Source organism: Parasaccharibacter sp. TMW 2.1891, assembly GCF_023337675.1.
In the GTDB taxonomy this organism is placed as follows: domain Bacteria; phylum Pseudomonadota; class Alphaproteobacteria; order Acetobacterales; family Acetobacteraceae; genus Bombella; species Bombella apis.
The window spans coordinates 1-26,049 of sequence record NZ_QORT01000001.1; the positions used below are offsets into that span (position 1 = coordinate 1).

Sequence of the window (26,049 nt, forward strand, 5' to 3'; positions counted from 1 at the left end):
AACCTGAAGGTCGTAGGTTCAAATCCTACCCCCGCATCCATACCCACAAAATCAGAAACAACCACATAGCCATGGTCCTCCCGTGGGTCCACACGTTCCCCAACCATCTGTCACGAATAAAGGGAACTTGTAATCTCCCTAGAATGGCTGATTTGGCGATTGCTTGCCATCATGCGCATATAAGGGCCATTCAACACCATTTGAGAGAAGTGTAAGCTTTTCTGAGGTAGGCTGCTTTTCTGAGGTAGGCTGTCGGATAAGACTATGATCTGCGTAGGTCTGGAACTAAAATAGTTAATGCCTGGCAGCTTGTTCCTGTCATCAAGGAACTGAATGAAATGGGATTTCAAGATTAGGCCGCAGACCGAAACAGTGGGGTTTTTTTGTGATCCATGGCCTATCTCCTTTTGGAAAACCATGAACAGTGTCAGCCGTTCTAACTAGATTGAACCGTGTCGTGTATGAAATCTTCCCTTAGGGAAGATGCTGTTCGGTTATTCTTTTCACCATCATTTCTGGAAAATGCTTTTCCTGTCAGGGATCGGATTGGAATCCTAAGGCGTATTTTTCTTTTGCCTTGAAGGCTCCGTTGAAAACAGGGATATCGCCATAGATTGCGCTTCGGTGCCAGCCAATGTCATGGCTGTGTAGCCGAAAAACTGTGTCTTTTTCATGTCCAGGCTTTCGTAACTTTCGGCCAGTGGGCTGATTGGTTGCCCAAATCAGAGTTGCCTAGGGAGATACTCTCTCCGTGTTCTTTCTGAATATGGAGGAACGGTATGAAAGGGGGGCACCGGCTTCCGTCGCAAGGATGCCCTCGCCGTAGTGGGTTGTCACTGTTCTTCATTCTTTCAGACTTGTCCAGAGAATTTCTATCAAGTGTCTGATTCTGCATTTAATCTTCTGTTTAAGTCAAAATATAAAATTTTGTGTTAACATAAAACAATGATAGCATGAGACTGTGCCTGATATTTCAGGAACATTAAAGAAGGATTTCAGAGTATGCGTCGTTATATTTTTGCGATAACAGCATGTGCCGTTTTTGTGTTTTCGACACAGAGTAGTTATGCGGGATTCTTGAGTAATCTCGAAAATGCAGGGACTGCATCCAACGGTGCCGCCATTGGAGGAGTTGCCGGGGGAAAGAAAGGTGCCTTGATTGGTGCCGGTGCTGGCCTGGCCTTTCAGACGTTGCATGCTCAAGCCAAGGGAAATAATGAGCAGCAGAAGGCTGTGGAAAATGGTTTGAACGCTGAAATTGCCACGACCAAGAAAAAGCTGCGTATCGCTCAGGCGAATGTGCAGAAAGCCCAGAAGGCTTATGATGAAGCAGTCGCCAAGAAAAATGGTCTTGAAGGCGATGCTGCGAAAGCCCAGGATCAGGTTATTGCTCGTAAAAATGCTGTTTTGGAAAATGAGAAGCAGCGTGTAGCGGAATATAAAGCAATGGCTAACAAACTGCAGCAGACCAAGAGCGATGCGCTTGCAAAGTCTAATGCTCAGAATAATGGCGATTAATATTTGAAATTATATATCTTGAAGGGAGCATATATTTATATGCTCCCTTTCTTGATAGAACGCCTAGTATATTATTTTTACTAGGCGTTTTTCTGTATGAAAGGGGGTATGTTATGATTGTTAAGGTATCAAAGAGACGCTCATTGTATGTATCTCTCTCAACAGCATCTCTTATGCTGTTTTTGGCTGGTTGCTCAGCAGCAGATTGTGACCCGAATAAACAGGATGAAATGTTTACCCAGATGGCTTGTTCGTTTGGGGGAGGCTACCAGAAAAGAACAAAGGCTTTGACAAATGAGCGTAGCGTGCAGGAACAGGCTGTTCAGATACAAGATGCTCATCTAATGTCCATCAATCAGCAGATTGCCGTACTACGTCAGGAAATGGCGCAGCTACAACAGAAGATTGCTAAGGAAAAAGCGCAGCGTGATGATCTTCTTAGACAGGAAGCTTCCCTGCAGCAGCAGTATGATCAGGCAAAAGCTGATGGCGATTCCGATAAAATGAAAGAGTTGATTGAAAAAATCAGGAATGTGTCTCAGATAAAGAGTCATTTCGATTATAGCATTAAAATAGATAATGCAGCATATGCTTCTAAAGTTGATGAACTCAACAAGAAATCTGCGGAAACTCATTCACTTTAAAATATTTTAAATTGTTTTTGCTAGTCTTATGGAAGCACAGGGATGTGAAGTATCCCTGTGCTTTTCCTTTATCTGTTATAATAATGCATATGAGCCGCCTGTTCTATTTTTGCAATAATATCCCGCTCAGCATCAAGGGATTTACCGGAGGATATGTCTTTTGTATTTTGTATGGCTATGTCTAGCCAGTCGAGGCGCCTGGAAAGGGGAAGGTCTTTATAATTATTTTTGAGATTGTTTACTATGATAGTCTTGGCATCCTCCAGACGGGTATCCCTTTGGCTATTACGGGATACTGTTTTTAACAGGCCGAGGTAAGCGTTCACTGTATCATCAAGCGAAACCTGTTCTGTCGAGATGGAGGTTTTATAGATGCTCAGATTGGGGTTACGGGCATTGTCAGGATCATTGACGAAAGCCGTATAATTGACAATATCAATCCTGTTCGAGGCGATCTGCTTGCTGAGTGTCAACAGAGTAGTCAGGTTGGCGACAGCGCTATCCAGGTCAGCTTGGTTACGTTCTGCATTGGCCTGATTTTGTGCCTCCCGTGCAGCCTCCATAGCCTGGTTCAATTGGGTAAGACGGGCTTGTAGCTCAGCTTTGTTCTGGTCACTTTGGCTCAGGGCAGACTGAAGGTTTTTGAGAGCATCATTTTCGTTGGCATGCTCTTCTTTGACCTTGCTGGTATCAGCGTTGGCAGCATCATTGACCAGCGCAGCGAACCCTTTTTGTGCTTTCAAAGCTTCCTGTAGGCTATTCATTGTCATGGCACCGATGACAACACGGAACCCGACCTCAGGAGCACGCTTTGCGTCTCCATTGTCGTCATAAGGGGCAAATTCCGCACGATAAGCGCTGGAAATGTCTCTGGCGGAATTCAGGACACTGCCTCCGAAAACTTGCGTCCCGCCTGTAAGTCCCTGGTTCCAGTAATGCAGGTAAGCCCTCATCTGGTAGGGTGTAAGAACCATCTCACTGACATTGCCGACTATATCGTACAGGGAGAGGGGATTGGCTATATTGAGTGATCCAATCGGTTTGGGGATGACGCCATGATCGGTAGAAATCCCCTGACTGCTGCCAACAATGCAATCATCAATCTGATTCTGGCAATCGCTGCCCGGTTGTGGCCAAGGGGCAGGTTGTGTGTTCAGGGAACTGTTCTTGATCCCTCCACTAGCGGCAAAAACCCATTCAGCATCAGTTGGCAGGCGAATAAAGCCGGGCTTGTCTCCTCGCTTCGGCAGACGGTCAGGAGCATTCTTCATGAGCCAGCTCGTCCATTTCTCTGCAAACTGCTGTGCTTCCAGGAAGGAGATATTGCTGGCAGGAAAATTCCTGCGCTGAGGGGGAGGAGCCCCCTGACCTTCCATGACAAGTTTATATTGCGCCGCCGTTACCTCATATTTTCCGATATAGTAGACAGGGTGCTGATTTTTATCAGTAAAGGGAGCGGCAAGATTGGCTTCATGTATGAAAAGGTTATAGCCATTGCTATGGGAGGCCTGAGTACTTTTCAAATCCATGGCCTGGCCAATTGTGATCCGCCGGTTTGCCATGAAAGCGGCATCTCCTGTGCTGGCTGATGTAGGTTGTACTTCAACACGGCGAAAAACCATGGCCCCTCCGCAGGGCATGGGAAGAACCAGTTCCTCGGCATCGGAATCTGGTGAAGGCTTGGGGTCATAGATGGCTTTGTTCCAGCTGATCTGTGCTGGAGTGGAGGTTGTGCACTGTGCCCGTGCTGTGTGGCTGGAGAGACCTGTACAGAGCAGGGCTGACAAGACAAAGACGGGCGCTGATGGGCGAAGTTGAGCCATGATGCGCAGGGATGGTTTCCGTAATGCTAAAAATTCTGTTGCTGTAGTGAAATGTAAATAAGACATTGGTGGTCCTTTGCTTATAAAGGCATGTCAATCATGATGACAGGCTGTCAGGAGTTGCATATGCCTTGCCATGGTGAAACCCGGTGCAGGGAGCGTGTTGTTGCCCAGGCCATGATGGTCGATCCTGGGATAATATAAGCAACTAGCTGCAAGGCAAAGGCGATTGTAATATTTATGGAGGATGCTGACGTTTCGTCTTGTAGAAACGTGTTGTGAAGTATGCGATTCATGGGCCAGCTTAATCCCCAGGCTATGCAAAAGGCGAGGCAGGTTCCTCCAGTGGCCAGGAGAATGGTCTGCACGACAGGGATGATACGAGCGTTATTCAGTCCAAGAAATGTCAGGCTTGCGAGATGGAATTTCTTTCGTTCAGTTTCCGCTGCGATGGCCGTACCCAAAGTAACGGCAAAGCCTATGGCCCCGATATAAGCCATGAGATGAAAAAGATGTGTTGTTTGCTGATTGATATTAAGAATGGTTTTAACACGGGGAAGCTCGCTGGTTATGCTTAACCCCTGATGTGTCAGATCTCTGTCCAATGTGATGACGTCAGATAGTGAACGCGCATAAAGTCTGAAGCCGGGCCATGTTGCCTTTGGTGTACGTGCTTTCAGGAAATCAGCTGCTTTTTGTTCGCCCAGGGTCAGGGCTTCCTGCCAGGAGGAGAGGTTGGTGTTCTCGCGCCATTCTTCGGCCGCTTGCGCTACAGGAAGTGACACGAATAGCTGGAAGCGGGATGTAACGGTCTCGTCTGCGATAGCAGCAACGTTTAATTGTATGCGAGCCATTTTTGCAGCGCCTGCGGCATGTCGGTCAATGAGCATGACGAAGGTGTCCCCGGGTTGAAGGTGCATGTGTTCTGCCAGATGGGCGGACATGACAACCGGGATATCTGGAGATGAAATCTGCGCATGTAATTTTGCCAGGCGCATTTCAATTCTCTTTCCCAGAAGAGGATCTCCGGGAGAGGATGGAAGGAGTTCGGCGTCTGTTCCCTCGAATACTGACGTTGTGTTGGTTGCCTGTAACCGTACGCTTGCGGCGAGTGTGCGTGTTTTGGGAAGGAGAAAGGTCACTCTCTTGTCGGTTCTCAAGGCCTCCAGTTGTTGTTCGGAGTAAGGATAATTTCGGGCGCTTGAAATTTCCAATGCCGAGGGGTCGTGCAGCAGAGTCTGTTGCATATGATCAACGAGACCTGCCTTCAATCCTGCAAGGAGCAACATGGGCAGCAGAGTACTGGCAAGACCACTTACAATACACAGGGCAAGTATTTTATTGGAAAAAAGGTCCCGCCAGGCTAGATGACAGGCAAGAAGAAGGTGACGAAAGTGCGTGTGACCCCGGGACGGCATGAGCGTTTCCTTTAGAGAAAGTTATATATGAAAATTGTTAATTGTGGATGATAGTTTTATTCCCTTTCATCTGAGCCTGAACCAGTGAAAATTCGGCCTTCTGTAGGGCGTCTATGTCATGACTTACTACAATGACGCCGGCGTTTTGTGTTTCTGCATAATTGCGTAGTAAATCCAGGACGATCGCAGCCTGGGAAGGGTGAAGGGGAGCTGTTGGTTCATCAGCCAGAAGGATAGGGGGTGTGTGAATTAAGGCTCGTGCTATGGCAACACGCTGCCTTTGACCGACAGATAATTGAGAGGGCAGTTTTTCAAGGCAGGATATGATCCCGAGCCGCTCGGCAAGCATGTCGATGTGCCCAACACCCTGCCCGGAGGGGGGAGTTTCCAGCACATTCAAAGCGAGGGCAATATTTTCGCGCGCTGTCAGGAATGGCAGAAGGCCGCCGGTTTGCGGAATGAAACCGACATGCTCGGCCCGTAATGTAGTGAATAGCCGTTCACGCTTGCGGTTTGTGGTGTGTGACCCGGGTGAAAGATAAGGGGCGAGCTGCCTCTCGAGCAAAGAGAGGCAGCGAACTTTTGTTGGAAGAAGGGCGAGCGAAAGTAGACCAAGCAGTGTACTTTTCCCGCATCCTGATGGTCCGATAACCCCGAGGCATGTTCTCTTGTGCAGTGTCAATGAGGGGATCTCGAGCGTAAAATCCCCCCCCGGTGCCTGCCAGGTCAAGGCTTCGGCGTGGAGAAGGGGGGGATCGGCAGGGCAGCTTTCACTCTGAACCATGGTTGGGGCCGTGTTCAAGGCAAGTCATCCAACCCTACGGAATAAACTTTTTCATCCTCATCATTGCCCCCGTTGATGGAATGCCAGCCGTCCGTATCACTTTCATAAAGCTTGTAGCGTTCAATAAGCGCACGCAGGTCGCTGAGTATGGCGTCCTGTTCCCCGGCGCTCAGGCTATTCCAGCGCTCCTGGGTGAGTTGGGCAATCCGAGACCGATAAGGAAGGCCATTCAGATATTCCGGCAGCAGGCTGCCCAGTGTTCCATGGGCGGCATCGCCATCATGTGAGAGGGCATCCGGATTACGGGCCGAGGCTGCGAAGGCAAATTGCAGCCGCTGGAAAAATTGCTCGGGAGCCAGCTGGCTTTGTTCACCCTGGTCCAGAATGGTTTCAAGCGAAGAGGCGAGATTGCTCATTTCATTGCGCTTCATCAACAAATTGACGCGCAAGGCAGTTTTATTGCTGACAGGATCGGTGCTTGCAACATAGCCTTCGATCATGGGCGGAAGGCTGGCATTGTCACGTTGGCCTATGTAGCGCAGACGCATGGCCTGCTCTACAATGGCCATGCGGTCATTGGAGGGGCCCTCAGGTGTCGTTTGGCTGCCATGTTGACCGGAAATGTGACTTGCCTGGGTCAGAATCGCCTGTGTCAGTTGTCGGACAACGAGGTTGAAATCATTCGTCAGATTATCGGATGTACCATTACCGACGGGATAATAGAGACTGGACGTATTCGGGAATGCCGAGAGAGTTCGGTATTGCGCTTCTGCCCGGTCAGTATCGTTGAACTTTTTCCCGGCGGGTGTGTGAAGATGGACCACGAAGAGGGCAATATCGTGTTTTTCGGCCAAACGGTTGAGGTCGGTGATGCCAAGGTGGGTTGAACTTAGAGGGTTGTGTTCATCGCGGGCACCGGCATCGGTTACCAGAATGATATAGCGGCCTTGCATGGAGGACCAGTCAATATCCGTTATGGCAGTTTTCAGGCCAGCGATGGGGTCTTCGTCGAAGCCGAAGGAGGAGACATGTGCTTCGTTGACGGAAGCGATCTGACTGGTGATGGCATCGCTCGATTGGGTGAAATCGGGAGTTGCAAAAATTTTTGAGGCATATTCAAGTCTGGGATCATCCTTTCTGGACTGATCCCTGAAGCCTACAAGCCCGAAACGGAAATTGTGTCCCAGGGGAGCGTTGTTGATCTGTGAGACAATGTCATTGATGGCATTGCGAGTTTGCTCGATGTAAGGCTGCATGCTTTGTGTCGTATCAATGACAAAGACCAGACCTGCGCGGAATGGGGGTGCTGCGTCGCTTTTCTGTTCGTGGGGGGGAGGCAAGGTGGCCCCGGCGACGTGCATCAGCATGGCACCGGTATAATCGGGCTCGCTATTATGTGCGTCCAGGATGGGCAGCAGATAAAAATGTTTTTTCTGATCAATCCAGGCATCAGGTTCCAGTGCGGCAGCCTGGCTGTTGGGAGGCTGGTGATCTCCGGCGCTGAGGATGGCCCGGGCATCGGCGGCAGGGTCATTCCCATTCAGCAGATTCTCTTCGGCCTGCCGGGTGCTCATGAAGATGGCGCGCGATCGACCTGCCAGCGGAGCAAACTGGGCATTCAGGCGATGATTCCAGCTGAGTGTCTGGGATGCCTTGATCCAGCCATTGGGATGATCTTTCGTACTGCCAATCTGAAGTTTGTCATTCGCCCTGGCAAAGACGTAATAGGCCAGAAATCCTGGAGAAGGGGTGCCCTGTTCGGTGTGTTCATCTGGCGTGATGATGGCCCCAGGCTGTGTAAGTATTTGCTGATAAAGAGTGCCCCCTGCCCTTTGCAGCAAAGGAGCGGCAAAGCCGTGCTGCCCGGTGAGGGCGATTATTCCGCACAGGGTGGACCCCATCAGTCTTGTGATGATCCTGGCTTTTTTGGAAGAAAAGGAGAACAGCGTGCTGGCAGAAAGAAATGTTGGGGTCATCGTGCGTATTCCTGAAGGGTGAAAGCGGCCTCCTGGTCGCCATTTTCGGCTTTCTTGCGAAGGGCTGCGAGCAGGCTGTCCCGTTCACTGCGAACGTCCTGATTTCCTGCGAGAAGGGCCTCGCGGTAGTAGCGTGCTGCCTCCCGGGGATTGGGTTGAGGAATGGGGCCGTCGGTACGGAACCTGGCAGGATCATACAGCTCTCCCATTCTCTGGAGGGAGACCGGGTCATGTTTGGTTGCTGCATACCCAAGCAGCCGCAGTCCTGCGTCACCCTGGCCTGCACGGATACGTCGCCACCCCTCCTGACCAATGGCAGCCGGGGTGACCAGCTGCTTGACGGCATCTGCCGGACTCATGTTTTGGTAAGCAGGCGTTGCGAGAAAAGATGGTTTGTGAAACCAGAACCACCCTCCTGCCGTGGCAAGACAGAGTGCGATCACTGCCCCCCCTGCCGGGATGAGCAGTCCCTTCTTCCTGGAGGAGGAAGGCGTTTTATCCATCGCTTGCGTTGTCTCGGGTGCATCCTCCGGCTTTTTGTCTTCAGGCGTCCCGTCGGCAGGATGCTGGGTGGCCGTTGCATCAGGTGGTGGAAAAGGCACGGCTTCGGGGGGGGCGGCAGGAGGCGGAGAGAAGGCTGCCTGTTGTTGGGATTGCTCTTCTTCTGTCTCCGATGCCATTTGCAGGATTTGTGAAGCCGTCTGGGGCTGTCTGTTCGCAGGGAAGCCAACCCAGTCGATTTCTGCTTCTGTTATGCCGAGTGCCGGAATACTGACAGCGGAAGCGGCCAGCGGGTCAATGCAGGCTTCGGCCTGCTTGCGCGGAAGAAGGGCAATGACCATATGCCCGTCATGCGAGATTATTGCGCAATCTGGCAGGAATGTGTCGTCAACCTGCACAGTGACGTTCTGTTGCGTCGAGACGTCACCCGATGCAATGACCAGGCCAAGAGTCATCTCTTCTTGTAATGGAATGGCTTTGTCAGCAAGGGTAATTTGATTCATCTGTTTATGTCTTTCCCGTTATCATGTGCATTGTCGAGCCTGCTCAGTGTCTTCAGGTACTGGCCCAGCTTGGCATTCTCCTCCACGTCATACTGCGGACCGGCTTCCCGGAAACGGGCCTTCAATGCGGTGACCCAGTCCAGGAGGAAAAGTACGCCGCTATTGCCTATGTTCGGAAGATCTGGATAGAGCTTCCCGGCTGGATCTTCGGGAAGAAGGAAGATTGGCATACCCGTTTTTTCACAAACCGGCCGGTTTGCTGGGGCGTCCTTTCTGTCAACGGGGGGATATCCGAGCCATGTCACAAAATTGCTGATGGTCTCGGCCGTAAGGATTCCAGGTTTTTCGCCATTCTGGACAAGCTTGCTGACATTTTTACATGTGTTGCGCAAAATGTTGGCAATGTCTCCAGCCAGATTGTTCGTTTCAGCCAACTTGAAAAGTTGTGCCAGGAAAGGCGAGAAGGCATCGTTGTTGACATGAAGCCAGTTTCGTTCCCTTTCGGTACTCATGTTGTCAGAAGAGAATTTTTCCCGGCAATGGTCTTCCCAATATTTTAGGATATGTGCGGCGAAACGGTCAAAATCATCTTCCTCTGGTGCAGCGTCAGCGGACACGTTTTTCTCGGCTGGAGAGGGTGAGAGGAGACTTTCAAGTAACTGAATTTCCTGGTGAGTGGTCTGCGGTTTGGTTTTGTTGAAGGCAATCCATTCCCGAGTAACAAGCTCTGCACTGAGGGAGAGTTGCTGGAGCAGTACGCCAAACCGTCCTTTCTGGGCGAGAGGGAGGCAGGTTGCCCTGATGAAATTATCCACGGAGCGCTCTGCTTCGGCGTGAACGGCTTCCTGCGAATTGTCAAAGTAGAATTTCTTCCCTGTCTCCTGCAGGTTCTGGAGTATCCTGCGCAGCTTCAGATACAGCTTGCTGGTCTTGATATCTTTTTCTGCGAGAGGAAGGAGACGCTCGGCAAGATAGCTGACACCGCCATCATTGGGCTTGAGTACGGCATCGAAGGCTTTGTCATGGTTCCTGATGTAGGTTCTGACTTTTGCTGAACTGTCGTACCCTGTTTTGAGGCTTGGCAGCCGGCTCTTGAAGCCAGGGAGCATGGTAGTTTCATTTTTCTGGGCATCGCGATCGTAGATCGTATCCCCATAGGTGGGGGAGCGCAGCCATTGGATGTTATTGAATATTGGCTGGGCGGGTTCCCACGCATTAAGCCAGGGAGAGTTTTTGAAATAATTGATGATAGAAGCGTCGAGCCGCGTGTCCCAGCGTTCAACTCCATCATCTGGCCGTCCTGGCGTGGAGGCTAATGCCGTGTCGAATTTGGTCAGGATGATAAATAAGGAGTTATCCTGGGTGCTGCGCTCTTCTGGCGTAGCGCCAATGGTCGTGTTGACCCAACCATCAATCATCGCCGGCAGGCTAACGACCTCCTGGTTACTGTCGCCAATACATAACAGGACAGATGTCAGGTCATTGTTGCTCTTATAGAGGTGGAACAGATAGTCGACCTTCCCGCGGAGAAAAAGCTCGGGGATGTTCGTGGCCTTGCTGAGTGATGGATATTCCCCACGGGATCGCGCTCCGGGGAAGTCAAGTAAATCGATCCGCTTTTTCTGGAACTCCCACCGTGCTGCCTTCAAGGGGAGAATAAGCTCTGAGATGAGGGCCGCTGCAACGTCACGCCCCATTCCAACCAGTTTTCCACTGGGGGATTTCAGGGCGGTATTCATGCTGGCTCCCGGACCCCACAGGGTTTCAACATTCAGTATGCTGCCATTATTGGGGGCGTTCAGGGCATCGGGATTACAAAAAGCCAGTTCATCCCTGTCGAGACTGAAGCGGGCTTTGAGCAGTTTGTGCGCATAATCGGTGAAAGGCGAGCTCGGACCACCCCATAATGGAGAAAGAGCTTTTATGGCTGTATCGAGATCAAATGAAGATATGTTCTCTGCGAGAAAAGCCCAATATTCATTATCAGTCCCGTCTGATGAAAATGGTGTATAGCTTTTTTCAGAGAGGAACGAGCTGTTAAAATAATCCTGCAATGCTTCAACATCATTTTTCGTAAAAAATGGTTCCTGCTGCGGATCGTTTTTTTCACGTGGGATGATGTTTTTTATGGTTTCAAGTATGTCAGCGGTTTTAACAGCATCTTCGGTAAGCTTGAAGTCCCTGAAATAGGTATTCCCTAAAATACAGACCACATCTCTTGCCGAGAGCAGTTTGACGCAAATCGGTGTGTCCGCACCCACGTTTGTGGGGAGGGAGGGAGGGGTTACGGTAAAGCGGGAGACAAGACCGGAGGATTCCTTACCGCCTGGCGGGTTGATTTCCCTCAGAAAGTCCAGCTGGTGGTCAGTTGAAAAGTCGATGATGAGGGGGCCGGTCTCGGGAGAGGTCAGGGCGCCGGTCAGGAAGGATTTTCCCGCCTGGGAGGCTCCATAAACGGCAATTGTCTGGGGTGCATCAGCGGTGTGATCGATTGCCTGCGCAGCACGCAGGCAAGCACGCACCTCTCTCCCTTCCCTTGCATGAGGCTTGTTGTGCTCCATCCAGGCAGAAAGGGTTTCTGCAGTGGTGGCAAGTGCTGAGGATACGCGCTTCAGGGCGTCGGGAGATATGGCATCCATGGCGTAGACTTTCTTGGGGCGGTGAGGGAGGCTGGGAGATAGGGCGGATCAGACTGTTGATTGGTCTTGGATGGTTGTCAGGTGTATGGCGCCGGTGTCACGCCAGTGTCCCTGGGGGGTGAGGGTTGTCTGTAGTGTTGCGCTGATGAAGTCTCTGGCTGGCACTTTTATGGGAGGGCCATCATGAGTGGTGGGTTGGCCTTCAATTTCCGTGATGACCAGATTTTCACAGAGCTCTTTCCGTTCAGCTTCGCTGGTGGAGGGGGTTCTGGTGCGGGAGAGCGTAAGGGACAGGGGGCTGTTAAGGTCAATGCGCCGCTGCTGAAGGAAATCCCGTCCTGCGGATGTCAGGGCAAGATTGTAGAATGGACTGCTGGGAAAGTCCTTGTTGGGGAGCTGTTTTGTCCCGAGTATCATGCTGCCTTCGAATGTATCGATCTTTATTTCCAGCTTGTCTTCCGCTGTGACATTCGAGAGGTCGTAAGCGATAGGGGATCCGTTTTCCTCTTGAGGGTTGAAGAGACGGATGATTGTTCCTTCGTTGATTTTCATGTTGCCAATGAAATGCGCCGTTGATTTTTCATATCTGGTTTTGGAGGCCAATTTGAAATTGCCAATCTCCGCACGGCAAGCCTTCTTCCAGATGACGGCTCCCATCACGACAGTACTTTTGGGATCTCCAATCCGGTTGCTGCTGTCAGAGAAAGGATAGTCACCAGTAATCACATAGTTATGCATGGGAATGACACGCTGCGGAGCCACGGGCAGAGCGCTCAGGATCAGGCTGCAGACATGTGGCAGTTTGGAAGGTCTGCCGGAAAGCAGGAGGGCATCGCAGCCATAGGCCTGAACAATACTGCACAGTATCTGCAGGGGTTGGCCCAGCCTTCTGGTAATAATACCTTCCATGTCCTCGGTTGTTACATGTATGTTGGCATCCAGAGGGTCGAAAATATCTTCGTTGGCAGCTTGCGTGTCATCGTTCTGGTCAAGAAATCTGGTCAGAGCGGAAGAGGAAGGCGTGCCGTGAATGGAAAGGTGTTTTTTGAGGGCTGCCCTGAAATAATCACGTGTGCGTTCGGCGGCTTTCGGAGAAATCTGGTGAAGCTCGTGCAAGCGGCCTGTTATCAGCTCTCCCGAGAAGAATGTTTCCACATTTTCGTAGGCATTAATGATGCTCAGTGCGACAGGTTCAAGAATTGTGGAAATGAAAAGCTGTCGCTGCGTTGCCTCCTGAATGGTTGAGTCTGCGGCACCCAGTTTGAACAGGGTATTAAAAAAAGCTCGTGGCTCAGGAATATGATATGTTCTGAAATGATTCATGAAGGCTGTGATAATTGGCCCTGAAATTATGTCTTCAAGCAGGTCATCACCCGCAATGCGCAGACTCTCGCGGAAGAGCTGATGCGGGTGGAGCATTTCTTCATGTTTGTTGCGCCGATAATCGCACACCATGAGGTCTGTTGTCCCTCCGCCGATATCAAGGCTGGCGATGCGGAGGCGTTCTTTGCCATCGGAGGAGGCAGCATGGCCATAGAGATGGAAAAATTCGTCAACACTGCCGCCCATCTTGTTGTTTATTTCATTCTCCAACCAGACAAGCTGAGTGGCTGTTGCCTCATCTATGCTGCATTCAAGCTCAGGTGGCTGTGTGTAGGCGTCCCCAAATTGTTTCCATGTTTCCTGCTGCCTGGTGCTCTCCCAGGCCATGGTGAGGGCCGTCCGAGCACGTTTGGTAAGGATGCGGCGCTCAGCCAGAGGCATGCCGGGCGGGAAAGCCAGTACAAGGGAACGCAGCCGGCGTGGTGTCCGGCTTTGCTCGCGACTTTCGCGTTCCTGCGGGGAGTTCATGAAGGCTATGGCCTGCAGGATGAGCTCATTGAGCATGAGGATGGAAATCTCGCTTTTGGATAGCTGACAGACTTTCACCTTTCTGGCGGCTGTTATGTCCGGTCCCGCATTGGCACCATCGTATAGCTCTTCCTTCAAATCAGTGCTGAATGTTGTGATGCCCCGTTCGTTCTGCCGCATCAGGATTTCATGAAGTTTGCTTCGGAATGAGCCTGATACCCGTGGGTTTTGGGCGGGATGGGGGGGAATGGCTTCCGCGCTGGTGAGAGCATCATTGAAATACCATCCCTGAGATGTAGGAGTGCGATCCCAAAGGTAGCGTTTGGGGGAAGCGAGGCCGGAAAAGCCTTCGGTTCCTTCCCGAGCGGCCATCATTTCTTCGGCCTCTCCGCCTACCCGGACAGGAGAGGGCCAGAGGAATGCATCATCGCGCCCAGATTCCCGGGAAAGCCGGACATCTCCGAATGTTATGTTGCTGAATTCGATCCGGCTTGAGAAAAGCCCGGAATGGATGGTCTGTGGAGCACGCAAATCCCGGAGGCCAAGCACACGGCAGTTGCCGAACCGGCCATTTTTGGAGAGTGCCTGATCGGCGTTCTGCTCGATAAGGATACCGCTGCTTCTGGAGTTCCCCAGGTCCAGGACGAGATCGACATCGATTGGTTTTGTTGCATTGTCAACAAACTTGATGACAGGCAGGTCTTTATCGGCGGTAAGCCCCTGCAGCAAGGCCAGATAGGCAGCAAGAGCTGTAAGGCGGTGATCCAGATCTCCAGGCCGTGGAGGCGGCGGTGTATCATCATCAAAGGAAGGCAGATACGCTTTCACGCTCTCAGCCTGGGCGGCAAAGATGATATTCTGGACCCAGTGATTGACACTCAGCCAATCTTTGATCCTGGTGAGGGGGGGCAGTGCGTAGGTTGCTGCTCCGTTGTCATCCGGCTTGGGGCCGTTGTAGATGGGATTGCCTTCTGGGTCCTTGGAGGGGGTACGCTCCATCGTGGTATCGATGACAATTTCCATGAAGAATTGTTTTGTTGTCGAATCTTTTTTGAGACGACCACGAATCCAGTTGGAAGGGCCGCCCTGGAGGTCAACTATGTCTGTTGGATCTTCTGTGCTGGAAGGTCTCTTCTGGGAGTCACTGTCGCTGAACGTGTTCAGCCAGGGCAGTGGAATCCAGCGCCCCTCAAAGAGTTTTGCAACGGTTCCTTCGAGGTTCAGGAAAATTTCTTCGCCTTCAACCCGTTTTCCTGCCGAGTTGCGAGTGATGACCAGAGTTTCCTGCTCTTTTGAGGCAGGGTTGGAGACAAGACTGAAGATATAGTCCTGTTCTACCCGCTCACGGAATGAAGCCAGGTCGAAATGAAGGGTAGTAAACTGCAACAGGCTGTCAGGAACGAGAAGAAGTTCTGTCATGATAAAAACCCAAAATCGGATAAGGAATGGACGGGTTTGGAAGGGAGTGCCTTTTACAACGAGGTAGCGGGAGGAGGAGAACTGCCGCCATCAGGCAAAGACTGCGTTCCTGGGTGGGGTGCATGATCCCCGTCGATTGGTGCCTGCGGGGCCTGATCGGGGGCAGGGGAAGGAGCCTGACCAGCACCCTGGTCCTGCGTACCGGCCGGGGGTTCGGGCAGGGTGAAATTGAAGCTCTGCCGGTCGTTATCGGTGCGGGCTTCTGCGTTGTATTCCTGGACGGGCTGCCCGTCTTCATAGACGGTCACATGGTATGGGACAGGCTCGCCGTTGGAGCGCATGTGATAAGGGATGACCCTGATGCTGTACGTACCGGGCTGTGGACGGACCGGCCAGGTGATATGCTCGATGGGATGCTGTACGATGGGAGAGGTCGGCGTTCCCACGTTGGCGTCCACGTCCAGCACGCCTCCCTGTGATGCACGCTTGGAGAAGCTGATTTCCTGACCGGCAGGAGGTTGGACATGCAGGTCCAGGTCGCTGGGGTCGTTCCAGGCCAGAGAGATTTCCAGAGCTCCCTTGTTGCCTCCCCGGCTGCGTGCTGTCTGAAGGTCATTCATGGCAGTCTGTCTGTGTGGTGCGTCAAGGGGCACTGCTGTGTGAACAGGGGCGGTAGGGGGTGCCAAAGGAGTGTGGACAGGGAGCTGACCGTTACTGCAAGCACCTCCGATGGAGGAGGATACTCCATTAATGCTGCCAAGGCCGGGAGGGACAGACAGGTGCCGTGCAGAAAAGAGCCCCATGAGCAAGGTGCCCAGAAGCCATAAGAGCAGGAGGAGGCCCAGCAGAACGAACCCCCACCGCCAGAAACGTCGCATCCAGAGCCCCAGGCCGATAAGAAGTGACGCAAGAAGCGCCCAGCCCAGTCCGACTCCCCACAAGGCAGGCCCCAGAGATGTGCTCAGGGCAAGGAGGAGGAGGAGAAAAAGGGGAAGACCGAATGTCAGGGCGGGGAACCAGTGCCAGGCCGGAAAGAGGGCCAGCCATCGTGTGTACCACACGCGGTACCATGGAAGGATGACAAGTCTTTCTTGCGTAAAAGTGTGGCTGCTGGTGAACCTCTGGGAGGTTCTTTGCTGACTGGTGGTCTGGTCATTGGATGCTGATGCATGGGGGGAAGAGGGCTGGGATGCCGGCTCTTCGGAAGTGGTTTTTTCTTCTGGTTCAGGGTGGGGCTCGGGGTCGGGCGCTGCTGGGGGAACGTCGGGAAGGGTTTTACCCTGCAGGTTGCCTTTGGCCAGCATGCCGGAAATTGCACGATGCCCCCAAGCCGTAAGAATGAGCCCATGGGGGTTATAATACAGGTTGTCGATGTTGGGGATTGTTAGGGCTGTTGGAAGTAGGGATACGATATCCGGGTCGATGTTGCGGCCACTATTCTGTTTCGCCCATTGGATGATGTAGTCGCGGGTCTGTGTATAAATCTGGTTGATCTGGCTCTGTTTTTCCGGGGGGATGGGAGAGCATGCAGGGCCATACCAATCTATGGTGCCATCGGCAGGGTTGCCAAAAGGTTGTGCCAGGGAAAGATGCTGGGCTTTGGGAAACTGTTGAGCATATGCCTGCAGAACATCCTGGATATCTTCCCAGAGCTCCGTGACGGGCTGGCCTTGCACCCGCAAGGTTTCAAATTGGCCATTTCGTGTAGTTTTAATGCGTGAAAAAGGCATATGGAGGGGCTTCTCGGTGTAGGGACGTTGATAATCTTCCAAGACAGATCATGTCATAATATTGTTGTGTTGTTAACTTTGCAATGGATGGCATGAGTTTCCCTTGTGGAGAAAGTGGTCATGACGAGATTGACATGTTCTGTTTTTTTACAAAAAAGTGAAGTTATTTTATATTTTCTTTATGAGACCTTCTATGCTCTTGGAGCTGTCAAGTCCTTAGAGAGGAAGAGACGTACCTGTCTGGCACTGCATTTTTGACATGTCCTGATGGAACTACCATTTGTGCCCATCACAAGGCAGCTGGAGCTGTCAGGAGGGGGGGCTGCAGGATATGTCAGAGGGGGAAGCAAGGTCACGGAACGCCTTGTATTCATGCGTCTTCCCAGTCAGTTTCAGCCCAACATGATCAAAACCGCCCGGAATAATGCTGGTGTTTGTCTGGCGACCCAAAAGTTCATTTGAACTTCTCCAATCGCCTGTTACGCTCGACATGGTCGATAGTTGTATGTCCAGGGGAGAGAAATCAGATGAAAGAATGGCTTGATTGGCCCGCCAAGAGTGCTCATCCTCCTGAAACTATTGAACATCCGGCAATTTATCATATGCTCGATGTAGCGGCTGTCGCTGAGCAGCTGCTTGCGGAATCGCCTTGGCCATCTGCATTGAAACAGGCTTTTATTGCACTGGCAGGCCTGCATGATTTAGGAAAATTCAGTGAAACATTTCGAGGAATGTTACGTGAGGGGGCATATCAACCATTCACGCACTGGGAACTGACTGAAATTCTTCTGCTGACTGAAGATGACTGGTTGGCGGAGTGGCTGGGCGGTACCGAAGACGTTCGGGAAGTTTTATATGCGGCTGTGGCCGGGCATCATGGCCGCCCTCCTCAGACAAACTTGCAGAGACGGGAGCTGAGGAAGTGCCTGCGGGCTGTCGGAGATGGCCATGAAGCAGCACAACGTTTGTTGGAGATTTTCAGGCAGCTCTGGCCAGAGGCTTCTCTTGATTCCCTGGATGAAGAAGCAGCGACAAGTTTTTCCTGGTGGCTGCCTGGGTTCTGTACGGCAGCCGATTGGATAGGGTCCAATACGACATGGTTCTCTCCAAAGGAATTGGAGCTGGAACCGGAGGCGTACCTGAAAGAGGCACGTGCAATTGCCCAAAAAGCCGTGAAAGAAGCTGGCTTGAGTGGAACAACAGCCCGTGAAGGGGAGTTGTTTGATTTTGCACTGAGGCCACTGCAAGAGGCATGCGTTTCTCTGGCCTTGCCAGAAGGCCCCGCACTGGTTGTGCTGGAAGCCGAAACCGGGGTTGGTAAAACGGAAGCCGCTCTTATTCTGGTGCAGCGTATGATTCTGGCAGGGAAGGGGCGGGGATTGTTTTTTGCTCTGCCTACTATGGCCACAGCTGATGCCATGTTTGGGCGGGCCAGGCGGGTCATGGAGACGATGTTTACAAACCCGTCCTTGACCCTCGCTCACGGTCGGGCCGGTCTGTCCGTGCCGTTTCGTGACCTTGTCAATGAAGGAAGCAGGACGGGTAAATCTGATGATCAGTCCGGCGTGACAAGTGCTGAGTGGCTGGCTTCAGATAATAGACGGGCCCTGTTGGCTGATGTTGGGATCGGCACGATTGATCAGGCTTTGCTGTCCGTTCTGCCGGTACGGTTTCAGACATTGCGGCATTATGGCCTTGCTTCCAAGATACTGGTGGTTGATGAGGTTCATGAAATGGGTGAGCCCTATATTGCGGAAGAGTTGGTGGCTCTGTTGCAGATGCACAGGGCCATGGGGGGCTCAGCTATATTGCTGACAGCGACTCTGCCACTCAAATTACGGGCCCGCCTTCTGGAGACGTACGGCGGCATTTCTGAATCTCACGCCTATCCGGCCATAACTGTCGCCGGAGGTGAGACCGTAACACAGTTTGATGATGATGCCCGGCCCCAGAAAGGGCCTGTCATGGTGGAGCGGCTTTCCACGATGGATGAGGCGGTGCGATATATTGCCCAATCTGCAGCAGGTGGAGCTGCCTGTGTATGGGTTCGCAACGCCGTGGATGATGCCATTGCTGCGGTTGATGCGTTGCGGGCTGAGGGGGTGCAGGCCCATCTGCTACATGCCCGTTTTGCCTTGTGTGATCGCAAAAAGCTGGAACAGGAAGTGCTGGATCGTGTGGGGCGGAATGGGACTGGCCGTAAGGGATTTGTTCTGGTTGCGACACAAATTGTTGAAGCCTCGCTGGATTTGGACTTTGATGTCATGGTGTCCGATCTGGCCCCGATTGGCTCCCTGATACAGCGTGTTGGCCGTCTATGGCGGCATATGGATGTGCGTCCTGCCACACAGCGTCCCGTCCCGGCACCTGTTTTGAAGGTCCTGTCACCAGACCCTGCCGAAGTGCAGGATGACCGCTGGTTGCAGAAAGTTTTGGAGAGAGGGGCTTGGGTTTACTCATTGCCGGATATGTGGCGGACGGCTTCGGTTCTGTTCAAGGCTGGCCAGATCAGGACCCCAGATGGTTTGCGCTCCCTGATAGAAGCTGTACATGGCGATGAGGTGGAAAACCTGCCCTCCGTACTGGATGGGGCGGAGGCAGAAGGGTGCGGAAAGGCCATGGCTGCGCGGCATCGTGCTCTTCAGAATCTTGCCACTATTGAAGATGGCTACCGGAAGGGCGGCTGCGGTGCGGATGATACGACCTATCCTACCCGGCTTGGGGATGAAACCCGGATTCTTGCTTTGGCCCGCCAGACGGACCATGGCCTTGTCCCATGGGCACAGGCCGAAGGAGTTCCTTCGGATGAGTTGGGCAGGAGTGAGCTGGCAGCTCTATGGGCATTGTCGGAAGTTTCTGTGAGGAGCAAGCGGCTTGTGGGGCTGGACCTTCCAGATCAGGACAGGGCCGATATTCAGGAAGCTCAAAGATATTGGCCACAATGGAAGAAGAAAGCCGTCACGATCTGCCCGGTCCATGAAATAGATGGAGCTATCTGTCAGGGTGTTTGGTATAGGAGTGATATAGGACTGCTTATATACCATTCTTCCTGATCTGGTAATTTCATTGATTTTTCCAGCCCATTATTCCTCATCTGTTTTGATTTGTGACTTGTTAATGGACTGGAAATGACACAGAGTGATATCGGAGTGCTGTATTCTTCTGCTGGTGCATGGAGACGCAGCAGATGGTTGATATTGTAACCCCTAGAGGTTTCTGGTGTCTCTAAATCTGATAACAGACCCGTGGATTCCTGTACGATGCGACGATGGTAGCAGGCGGATTATTGCACCATGGCAGATGGCAGAAGAGGGTATGCTCTTCCCGGACTGGGTCCGTCCTGACCTGAATGTTGCCTGTCTGGAGCTGCTGGTTGGGCTTGTCTATCTGGCAGATCCACCAGCGAACAAGAAGGATTGGCGGGCCCGCAGGCGGGCTGATCCAGAGCGTTTGAAAACGAAATTGGCTGCTTATGAGCCAGCCTTTCATCTTCTGGGTGATGGTCCCCGCTTTCTTCAGGACATGGAGAAGCTTTCAGGCTCCCCTAATCCGGTTGACATGTTGTTCATCGATAGTGCGGGTGGGCAGACCATGCGCAATAACATTGACGTCATGGTACATCGCAGCCGTTATTCATGTCTTTCTCTGCCGGAAGCGGCGATGGCGCTTTACACATTGCAGGACTTCGCCCCATCTGGTGGGGCTGGAAACCGCACCTCCATGCGTGGTGGTGGGCCACTCGTGACACTTCTCGATCCCGGCGAAGAATTATGGGACCTCGTCTGGCTCAATGTTCCGTTCGGTCAGCCATCCGACATGAAAGACCTGCCGTGGATGAGGCCGACACGGACATCGGAGCCTGGGCGGGCATCCGTCTATCCGTCTGATGAAAAAAGACACTTTGACGTGGAAGCGTTTTTTGGCATGCCCCGCCGTCTGCGCCTTGTAGGGGATGACGAGGGTATAACAGGTGTCATACAGAGGCCCTATGGCACGAACTATGCCGGGTGGCGGCATCCTTTAAGCCCTTATTACCGGCTCAAGGTTACAGAGGACTGGCTTCCACGCCATCCACGGGCTGGACGGTTTGGCTATCGTAACTGGCTGGGTATCATCGCTGAAGGTGAGCCCAAGAAAGCGCATGAAGAGCGTTTGGCCAGTTTGGCACTGATCGTGAGAGAGTGGTGTGGACGAGAGAGAGGGGATGAGGCGTCCGTAATTGTAGCGGGCTGGGCCATGAACAACATGAGTCCGAGAGATTTTGTCTATTCCCGTCAGCCGCTTTCTCGCCTGTCCGAGGATGCTGAAGAGGTTTTGCGAGGTTTTATTGAAGCTGCCGAGATGGTGGCGGCAATGTTGAACTGGGCATTGTCATCCGTTCTGGATACTGGTGAAGCACGGGAAGCGCAACGTGAAGAGTTTTACCTGAAAACTGAACCCGCTTTTTATCATTGCTTCCATCAGATAGCCGCCGGCGAGAGACCCTCTGAAGAGTGGCTGAATGCGTTGCGAAAGCAGGCTCTGGGTCAGTTTGAAGCTGTTGCTCTGCCGGGGCTTTCCGAGCGTGACATGCAGAGCATGAAGAAAATTGCCGAAGCCCGGAAGCTTCTGAACATAGAGTTGTGGGGATACGGCAAGAAGGCAGGTCCGGCCCTGTTTACAGCATTGGGTCTCCCCGTCCCGCAGAAGAAGAGGAAGGCCGCATGAGTGAAAAAACAGACATTGGCGTGAAGGTCTTTGAGTGGTGGCAGAAAAATCTTGCTCCACGCACGCAGTCTGCGTTGAAGGATGCAGAAGAAAGCGGGAAGAGCGAAACGGAAAAGATGCCGGGCCAAACAGCGGCACGCACGCTCAGTGCGAAGTTGCGTCGTGGGGGTTTCCCTGATCTTCTGTTTGAACCGGAAGTGCATCATCTGGTGCGTACGCTGAATGTGCGGGAGCATGAGCTGAAACGTTTTTGTCGGCTGGTTGAGATACTGGGCAGTGTGCGGACCAATAGCCACAGCACATTGGCAGAGCGGTTGAGAGGGGCAGATAAGGAGCCATTATTGTCGCCTCTAAGGTTCAAGCAGTTAATGACAGCGGAAGATGAAGAGCTGGCTGCGTTATTGCGGCGTGCTGTGCAGATGGCAGAGTATCGCTGCAACGTTGCAGCCCTCGCACGGGATGTCATGTTCTGGAATGATCGGACCAAGACCCGCTGGTGTCTCGATTATTTTGGTGCTGCGAATTCGGGAGACAAGACAGAATAGCACATGTGTTGCTGGTCTCGTTTTTATCCATTTATCAAGTAGGTTTTTGTGTCATGACAAATTTTGTCCAGTTCCATGTTCTGACAACTTATGGTCTCTCCAATCCCAATCGTGACGATATGGGCCGCCCCAAACAGGCCGTGATTGGTGGGGAGGTGCGTATGCGCCATTCCTCACAGTCGGTCAAACGGGCCTTGCGGGAAAGCACGTTCTTCAGCAACGACCTTGCAGACCATATGGGGACAAGAACTAAACGCCTGCATGGTGGGCTGGTGCAGCATCTTTTGAGTAAGGGCGTTGCCGAGAAAAAGGCTCAGGAGAGTGCAAGTACTGTTGCTGGCATTTTCGGCAAACTGGAAGCGGCTGACAAGGAAACGGGCGAACAGATCGCCACGACACTCGCTTTTATTTCACCAGATGAATGGAAACTGGCAAAAGAGCTGGCCGAAAAAGTCGCTGCCGGGGAGAAACTGCCCAAAGACAAAGACCTGAAGAAAGAGGTCCTGCGTCGGGCTGATGGGGCGGTGGATATTGCCATGTTCGGGCGTATGCTGGCCTCCGATGCCGACTTCAACCGGGATGCCGCCGTGCAGGTGGCTCATGCGTTCACGACCCATCGTTCAGTAGCGCAGGAAGACTGGTTCTCCGCTGTGGATGATCTGAACAAGGATGATGAGCGTGGTGCTGGCCATATCGGTGAAAGCGCCTTCGGTACGGGGGTGTTCTACCAGTATGTCTGCGTCAATCTGGACCTGCTGGTTGAGAATCTGGCCGGTGACAGGGAACTTGCAGCCAAGGCCATGGAAGCATTGGCTCGGGCGCTGTCTCAGGCCACGCCTCGTGGCAAGCAGAACAGCTATGCCCATCGGCCACGTGCACATTACATGCTGGCAGAACAGGGTGAGCAGGCACCCCGTGATCTCTCAGGTGCGTTCTTCCATGCTGTAAAAGGTGAGAATCTGCTGGAAAGCTCCATTAAAAAGCTGGAAGAGACCCGGAAGGCCATTGATGATGCCTACGGGCCGTGCTGGGCTGCCGAAGCTAAATTGTGTGTGGGCAAAACCGGAACACTGGATGAACTGGTCGCCTTTGCAGGTAAAGCCGTGCGGGGTGAGTGATGGCTTCCCCTTATCTGGTGTTTTCGCTCTCGGCCTCCCTGGGGTCGATGGGCGAGCTGGCCGGGCATGAGCGGCGGGGGTCGCTGCTCTGGCCGGGCCATTCCGCACTGATCGGATTGATGGGAGCTGCGTTAGGCATACGGCGTGATGGCGATTTCTCTGGGCTGGACAGTCTGAAGATTGACGTGGCGGTGTTTGACAGCGGCACGGCTCTGCGTGACTTCCATACCATTCAGTCCGTCCCTGCGGCGGCGGTGAAGAAGCCAAATTCCCGTCCGGAGGCAATTCGGAAAGCGGGAGGACGGCTGACAACCAGCATCACTCTGCGCGATTATCGGGCGGGCGTGTTCTATGGCGTGGCCGTGCAGGGTGAAGGGCTGGAGGAGATAGCGGCAGCGTTACGCAAACCGCATTTTACGCTCTATCTGGGGCGTAAATCCTGCCCGCTTTCATCCCCTCTGAATCCTCAGATCGTACAGGCCGATACGGTCGAGGAGGCCTTGGGGCAGGTGAAAGTGCCTTTCTGGCTTTCCAGACATGTTGATCTTTCTGAAAAGGTCATGGTTGTCGGCGAGCAGGGCAGCCAGCGGGATTACGTGCATGATGTCCCACTGGACCGGCAACGCTGGCACTTTGCTGCACGGGATGTCGGAATACGGCATGTTGAACTGCCAGGGAAGACGATGAAATGAGCTGGTATCTAAGTAGAATCCGCCTCTCCCGCAGCCCTGCCGTCCGTGTTCTGGAAGCCGCCCTGAGAGAGCCGGATACGGGGCTGAGGCGGTCATCGCAGCATCATATGCTCTGGTCTGCCTTTGCGACTGATCCCAACCAGAAGCGGGATTTTCTCTGGCGTGCAGAAAGTGACGGGAGCTTTCTTACCCTCTCTCCACGCCTTCCACGGGATGATAACGAGCTGTTCGAGCCTCCTCAGTGCAAGCTTTTTGCCCCTGAACTGAAGGCAGGGGACAGGCTCGAGTTTCAGCTTCAGGTCAATGCGACACGGATGAAGCGTGATACGGGCAAGCGTGTGGATGTCGTTCTGGATGCGATTCACGCTATTCCGAAGGAGGAACGGGCAGAGAAACGCATGGACCTTGCCCAAGAAGCAGGTCTTGCCTGGCTGACACGACAGGGTGAGAAAGCGGGTTTTGTGCCGCATCATGTGTCTGTCGATGATTATCATACCGAGACGCTCCCACGTTTTGGAAACGAACGGAAGAGGAGCAACCGGCCTGATTTCGGTATTCTGGACCTCTCAGGCCAGCTGGAGGTGACAGACCCGGAGGCGTTTCTGGCCCAGCTGGTCCGGGGCTTTGGCCGGGCCAAGGCCTTTGGTTGCGGCCTCATGCTGATCCGGCGGGCTTCATGAGCGGGGCGGGGAAAGGCGGGTTACCCGGTCTGGCCCCGCCAAAACCCATCCCCCTGAAAGATCGGGCTTCCCTGATTTTTGTCGAACGGGCGCAGCTGGATGTGCTGGATGGTGCCTTCGTAGCGGTGAACGCTGATGGTACGAGAACCCAGATTCCCGTTGGCGGTCTGGCGGGCATCATGCTGGAGCCGGGTGCCCGTATCTCTCATGCAGCCGTGTCGCTGGCCGCCCGTGTAGGCACGTTGATCACATGGGTAGGGGAAGCTGGCGTGCGGTTATATTCTTCCGGTCAGCCTGGTGGAGCACGGGCGGACCGCCTGTTATGGCAGGCCAGTCTGGCTTTGAATGATGAGGCCCGGTTGCGTGTCGTGCGAGAGATGTACAAGCGGCGTTTCAAGGAGGAGCCACCTGCTCGGCGGTCGGTGGATCAGATGCGTGGTATTGAGGGAGCTCGTGTAAGGGAAAGCTACGCTCTGCTGGCTGCTCAATATGGTGTCAGCTGGAAACGCCGCTCTTACGACCGGAAGGACTGGGACGGCTCGGACATTCCCAACCGTTGCCTTTCAGCGGCCACGGCCTGCCTGCATGGTTTGTCCGAGGCTGCTGTGTTGGCAGCAGGTTATGCCCCGGCAGTGGGGTTCTTGCATAGCGGGAAGCCTCTTTCTTTCGTGTATGATGTGGCAGACATCTTCAAGATGGAAACCGTTGTGCCAGAAGCTTTCCGTATTGCAGGCAAGGCGGAAAAGGGGCGGCTGGATATGTCCCCAGACCGGGCCGTGCGCCTGGCCTGCCGGGACAGGTTCCGCAAGGAAAAGTTGCTGGAGAGAATCATTCCGACCATTGAGCAGGTTCTTTCGGCTGGCGGTCTGCCTCGCCCCGAGCCCCCACCGGAGGCCGTGCCCGTCGCTTTTGAAGATGAAACCTTTGGCGATCCGGGGCACCGTTGATGCTGGTTGTGGTGGTCACCAATGCGCCACCCCGCCTGCGTGGCCGTCTGGCAGCATGGCTGGTGGAAATACGGGCTGGGGTCTATGTGGGCAGCTACTCCAGACGGACAAGGGAGATGGTCTGGGAGCAGGTACTGCTTGGCCTTGGGCCTGAGGGTGATGCTGTCATGGTTTGGCATGTTCCCAACGATCAGGGATATGAGTTCCGTACGGCTGGTCACAATCGCCGGATGCCGGTTGATTTCGATGGATTGAAACTGGTTGCTTTTCGACCGGAATAAAGCGAAGGAGTGAGGTATTAAATTCTGGTTTAAGTTGGTACGGTCTTTGACAATAAAAAAAGTCATGTCTTACAGTACGTTGCAGGAAGTCTGTTCCCCGCCCATGCGGGGATGAACCGCTGTTGACAGGACTGCAAAAAAAAACCTATCAACTGTTCCCCGCCCATGCGGGGATGAACCGGCCGTCATCACGGCCAATACCGAGCCACAGCTCTGTTCCCCGCCCATGCGGGGATGAACCGGAGGGCGGCTCATCAGATTGTTTTTACTGCT

Annotated in this window: 18 protein-coding genes, 1 pseudogene and 1 CRISPR repeat array (1 of these 20 only partly in view); of the genes and pseudogenes, 11 read left to right on the forward strand and 8 right to left on the reverse strand. The window is 53.1% G+C overall.

Annotated features, from left to right (window positions below):
• Positions 1-1,002 precede the first annotated feature (1,002 nt).
• Positions 1,003-1,518, forward strand: coding sequence for a hypothetical protein (locus DTJ15_RS00005; protein WP_249109163.1), 516 nt, complete (start codon positions 1,003-1,005; stop codon positions 1,516-1,518).
• A gap of 113 nt (positions 1,519-1,631) precedes the next feature.
• Positions 1,632-2,162: a hypothetical protein gene (locus DTJ15_RS00010; RefSeq protein WP_143539960.1), complete on the forward strand. Its 531-nt coding sequence runs from the start codon at positions 1,632-1,634 to the stop codon at positions 2,160-2,162.
• A gap of 68 nt (positions 2,163-2,230) precedes the next feature.
• Here DTJ15_RS00010 and DTJ15_RS00015 read toward each other — a convergent pair whose 3' ends face one another.
• From DTJ15_RS00015 to DTJ15_RS00050, 8 genes are all read right to left on the reverse strand, one after another.
• Positions 2,231-4,051 (reverse strand): SUMF1/EgtB/PvdO family nonheme iron enzyme, encoded by a 1,821-nt coding sequence (locus DTJ15_RS00015; RefSeq protein ID WP_249109164.1) that lies wholly within the window; start codon positions 4,049-4,051, stop codon positions 2,231-2,233.
• A gap of 47 nt (positions 4,052-4,098) precedes the next feature.
• On the reverse strand, positions 4,099-5,403 hold the full coding sequence (locus DTJ15_RS00020; protein WP_043561880.1) for a hypothetical protein: 1,305 nt from the start codon (positions 5,401-5,403) through the stop codon (positions 4,099-4,101).
• A 37-nt stretch (positions 5,404-5,440) separates the two neighbouring features.
• Positions 5,441-6,085: an ABC transporter ATP-binding protein gene (locus DTJ15_RS00025; RefSeq protein ID WP_193599762.1), complete on the reverse strand. Its 645-nt coding sequence runs from the start codon at positions 6,083-6,085 to the stop codon at positions 5,441-5,443.
• A gap of 116 nt (positions 6,086-6,201) precedes the next feature.
• Positions 6,202-8,163 (reverse strand): vWA domain-containing protein, encoded by a 1,962-nt coding sequence (locus tag DTJ15_RS00030; protein WP_248460249.1) that lies wholly within the window; start codon positions 8,161-8,163, stop codon positions 6,202-6,204.
• The gene (locus DTJ15_RS00035) at positions 8,160-9,119 is read right to left on the reverse strand and encodes a hypothetical protein (RefSeq protein WP_249109165.1); all 960 of its coding nucleotides are present in this window, start codon (positions 9,117-9,119) and stop codon (positions 8,160-8,162) included. The genes DTJ15_RS00030 and DTJ15_RS00035 overlap by 4 nt, the downstream gene beginning before the upstream one ends.
• Positions 9,120-9,163: 44 nt before the next feature.
• Positions 9,164-11,806: a virulence factor SrfC family protein gene (locus tag DTJ15_RS00040; RefSeq protein WP_249109166.1), complete on the reverse strand. Its 2,643-nt coding sequence runs from the start codon at positions 11,804-11,806 to the stop codon at positions 9,164-9,166.
• A gap of 48 nt (positions 11,807-11,854) precedes the next feature.
• Positions 11,855-15,076 carry a virulence factor SrfB gene (locus DTJ15_RS00045; RefSeq protein ID WP_249109167.1) on the reverse strand — a complete coding sequence of 1,074 codons (3,222 nt, stop codon included), beginning with the start codon at positions 15,074-15,076 and terminating at the stop codon, positions 11,855-11,857.
• A gap of 53 nt (positions 15,077-15,129) precedes the next feature.
• Complete coding sequence (locus tag DTJ15_RS00050; RefSeq protein WP_143539963.1) at positions 15,130-15,696, reverse strand: hypothetical protein; 567 nt, start codon at positions 15,694-15,696, stop codon at positions 15,130-15,132.
• 1,637 nt (positions 15,697-17,333) lie between these two features.
• Here DTJ15_RS00050 and DTJ15_RS00055 point away from each other — a divergent pair.
• From DTJ15_RS00055 to cas2e, 9 genes and pseudogenes are all read left to right on the forward strand, one after another.
• Positions 17,334-17,897, forward strand: a pseudogene (locus DTJ15_RS00055) (CRISPR-associated endonuclease Cas3''); the annotation flags it as partial.
• 96 nt (positions 17,898-17,993) lie between these two features.
• Positions 17,994-19,859: a CRISPR-associated helicase Cas3' gene (gene cas3 / locus DTJ15_RS00060; RefSeq protein WP_249109595.1), complete on the forward strand. Its 1,866-nt coding sequence runs from the start codon at positions 17,994-17,996 to the stop codon at positions 19,857-19,859.
• 166 nt (positions 19,860-20,025) lie between these two features.
• Positions 20,026-21,513, forward strand: coding sequence for a type I-E CRISPR-associated protein Cse1/CasA (casA, locus tag DTJ15_RS00065; RefSeq protein ID WP_181005234.1), 1,488 nt, complete (start codon positions 20,026-20,028; stop codon positions 21,511-21,513).
• Positions 21,510-22,058, forward strand: a complete 549-nt coding sequence (gene casB / locus DTJ15_RS00070; protein ID WP_081562544.1) for a type I-E CRISPR-associated protein Cse2/CasB — start codon at positions 21,510-21,512, stop codon at positions 22,056-22,058. The genes casA and casB overlap by 4 nt, the downstream gene beginning before the upstream one ends.
• 53 nt (positions 22,059-22,111) lie before the next feature.
• Positions 22,112-23,176, forward strand: a complete 1,065-nt coding sequence (gene cas7e, locus DTJ15_RS00075) for a type I-E CRISPR-associated protein Cas7/Cse4/CasC (protein ID WP_081562543.1) — start codon at positions 22,112-22,114, stop codon at positions 23,174-23,176.
• Entirely contained in the window at positions 23,176-23,868 is a 693-nt protein-coding gene (cas5e, locus tag DTJ15_RS00080) for a type I-E CRISPR-associated protein Cas5/CasD (RefSeq protein ID WP_249109168.1), read from the forward strand. The genes cas7e and cas5e overlap by 1 nt, the downstream gene beginning before the upstream one ends.
• Complete coding sequence (gene cas6e, locus DTJ15_RS00085) at positions 23,865-24,548, forward strand: type I-E CRISPR-associated protein Cas6/Cse3/CasE (protein WP_043561868.1); 684 nt, start codon at positions 23,865-23,867, stop codon at positions 24,546-24,548. The genes cas5e and cas6e overlap by 4 nt, the downstream gene beginning before the upstream one ends.
• Positions 24,545-25,495, forward strand: coding sequence for a type I-E CRISPR-associated endonuclease Cas1e (gene cas1e / locus DTJ15_RS00090; RefSeq protein ID WP_249109169.1), 951 nt, complete (start codon positions 24,545-24,547; stop codon positions 25,493-25,495). The genes cas6e and cas1e overlap by 4 nt, the downstream gene beginning before the upstream one ends.
• The gene (cas2e, locus tag DTJ15_RS00095; RefSeq protein WP_081562540.1) at positions 25,495-25,776 is read left to right on the forward strand and encodes a type I-E CRISPR-associated endoribonuclease Cas2e; all 282 of its coding nucleotides are present in this window, start codon (positions 25,495-25,497) and stop codon (positions 25,774-25,776) included. Before cas1e ends, cas2e begins: the two co-directional genes overlap by 1 nt.
• A 90-nt stretch (positions 25,777-25,866) precedes the next feature.
• A CRISPR array of direct repeats spans positions 25,867-26,049; the repeat unit is 29 nt; unit sequence CTGTTCCCCGCCCATGCGGGGATGAACCG; it runs 274 nt beyond the window's last position.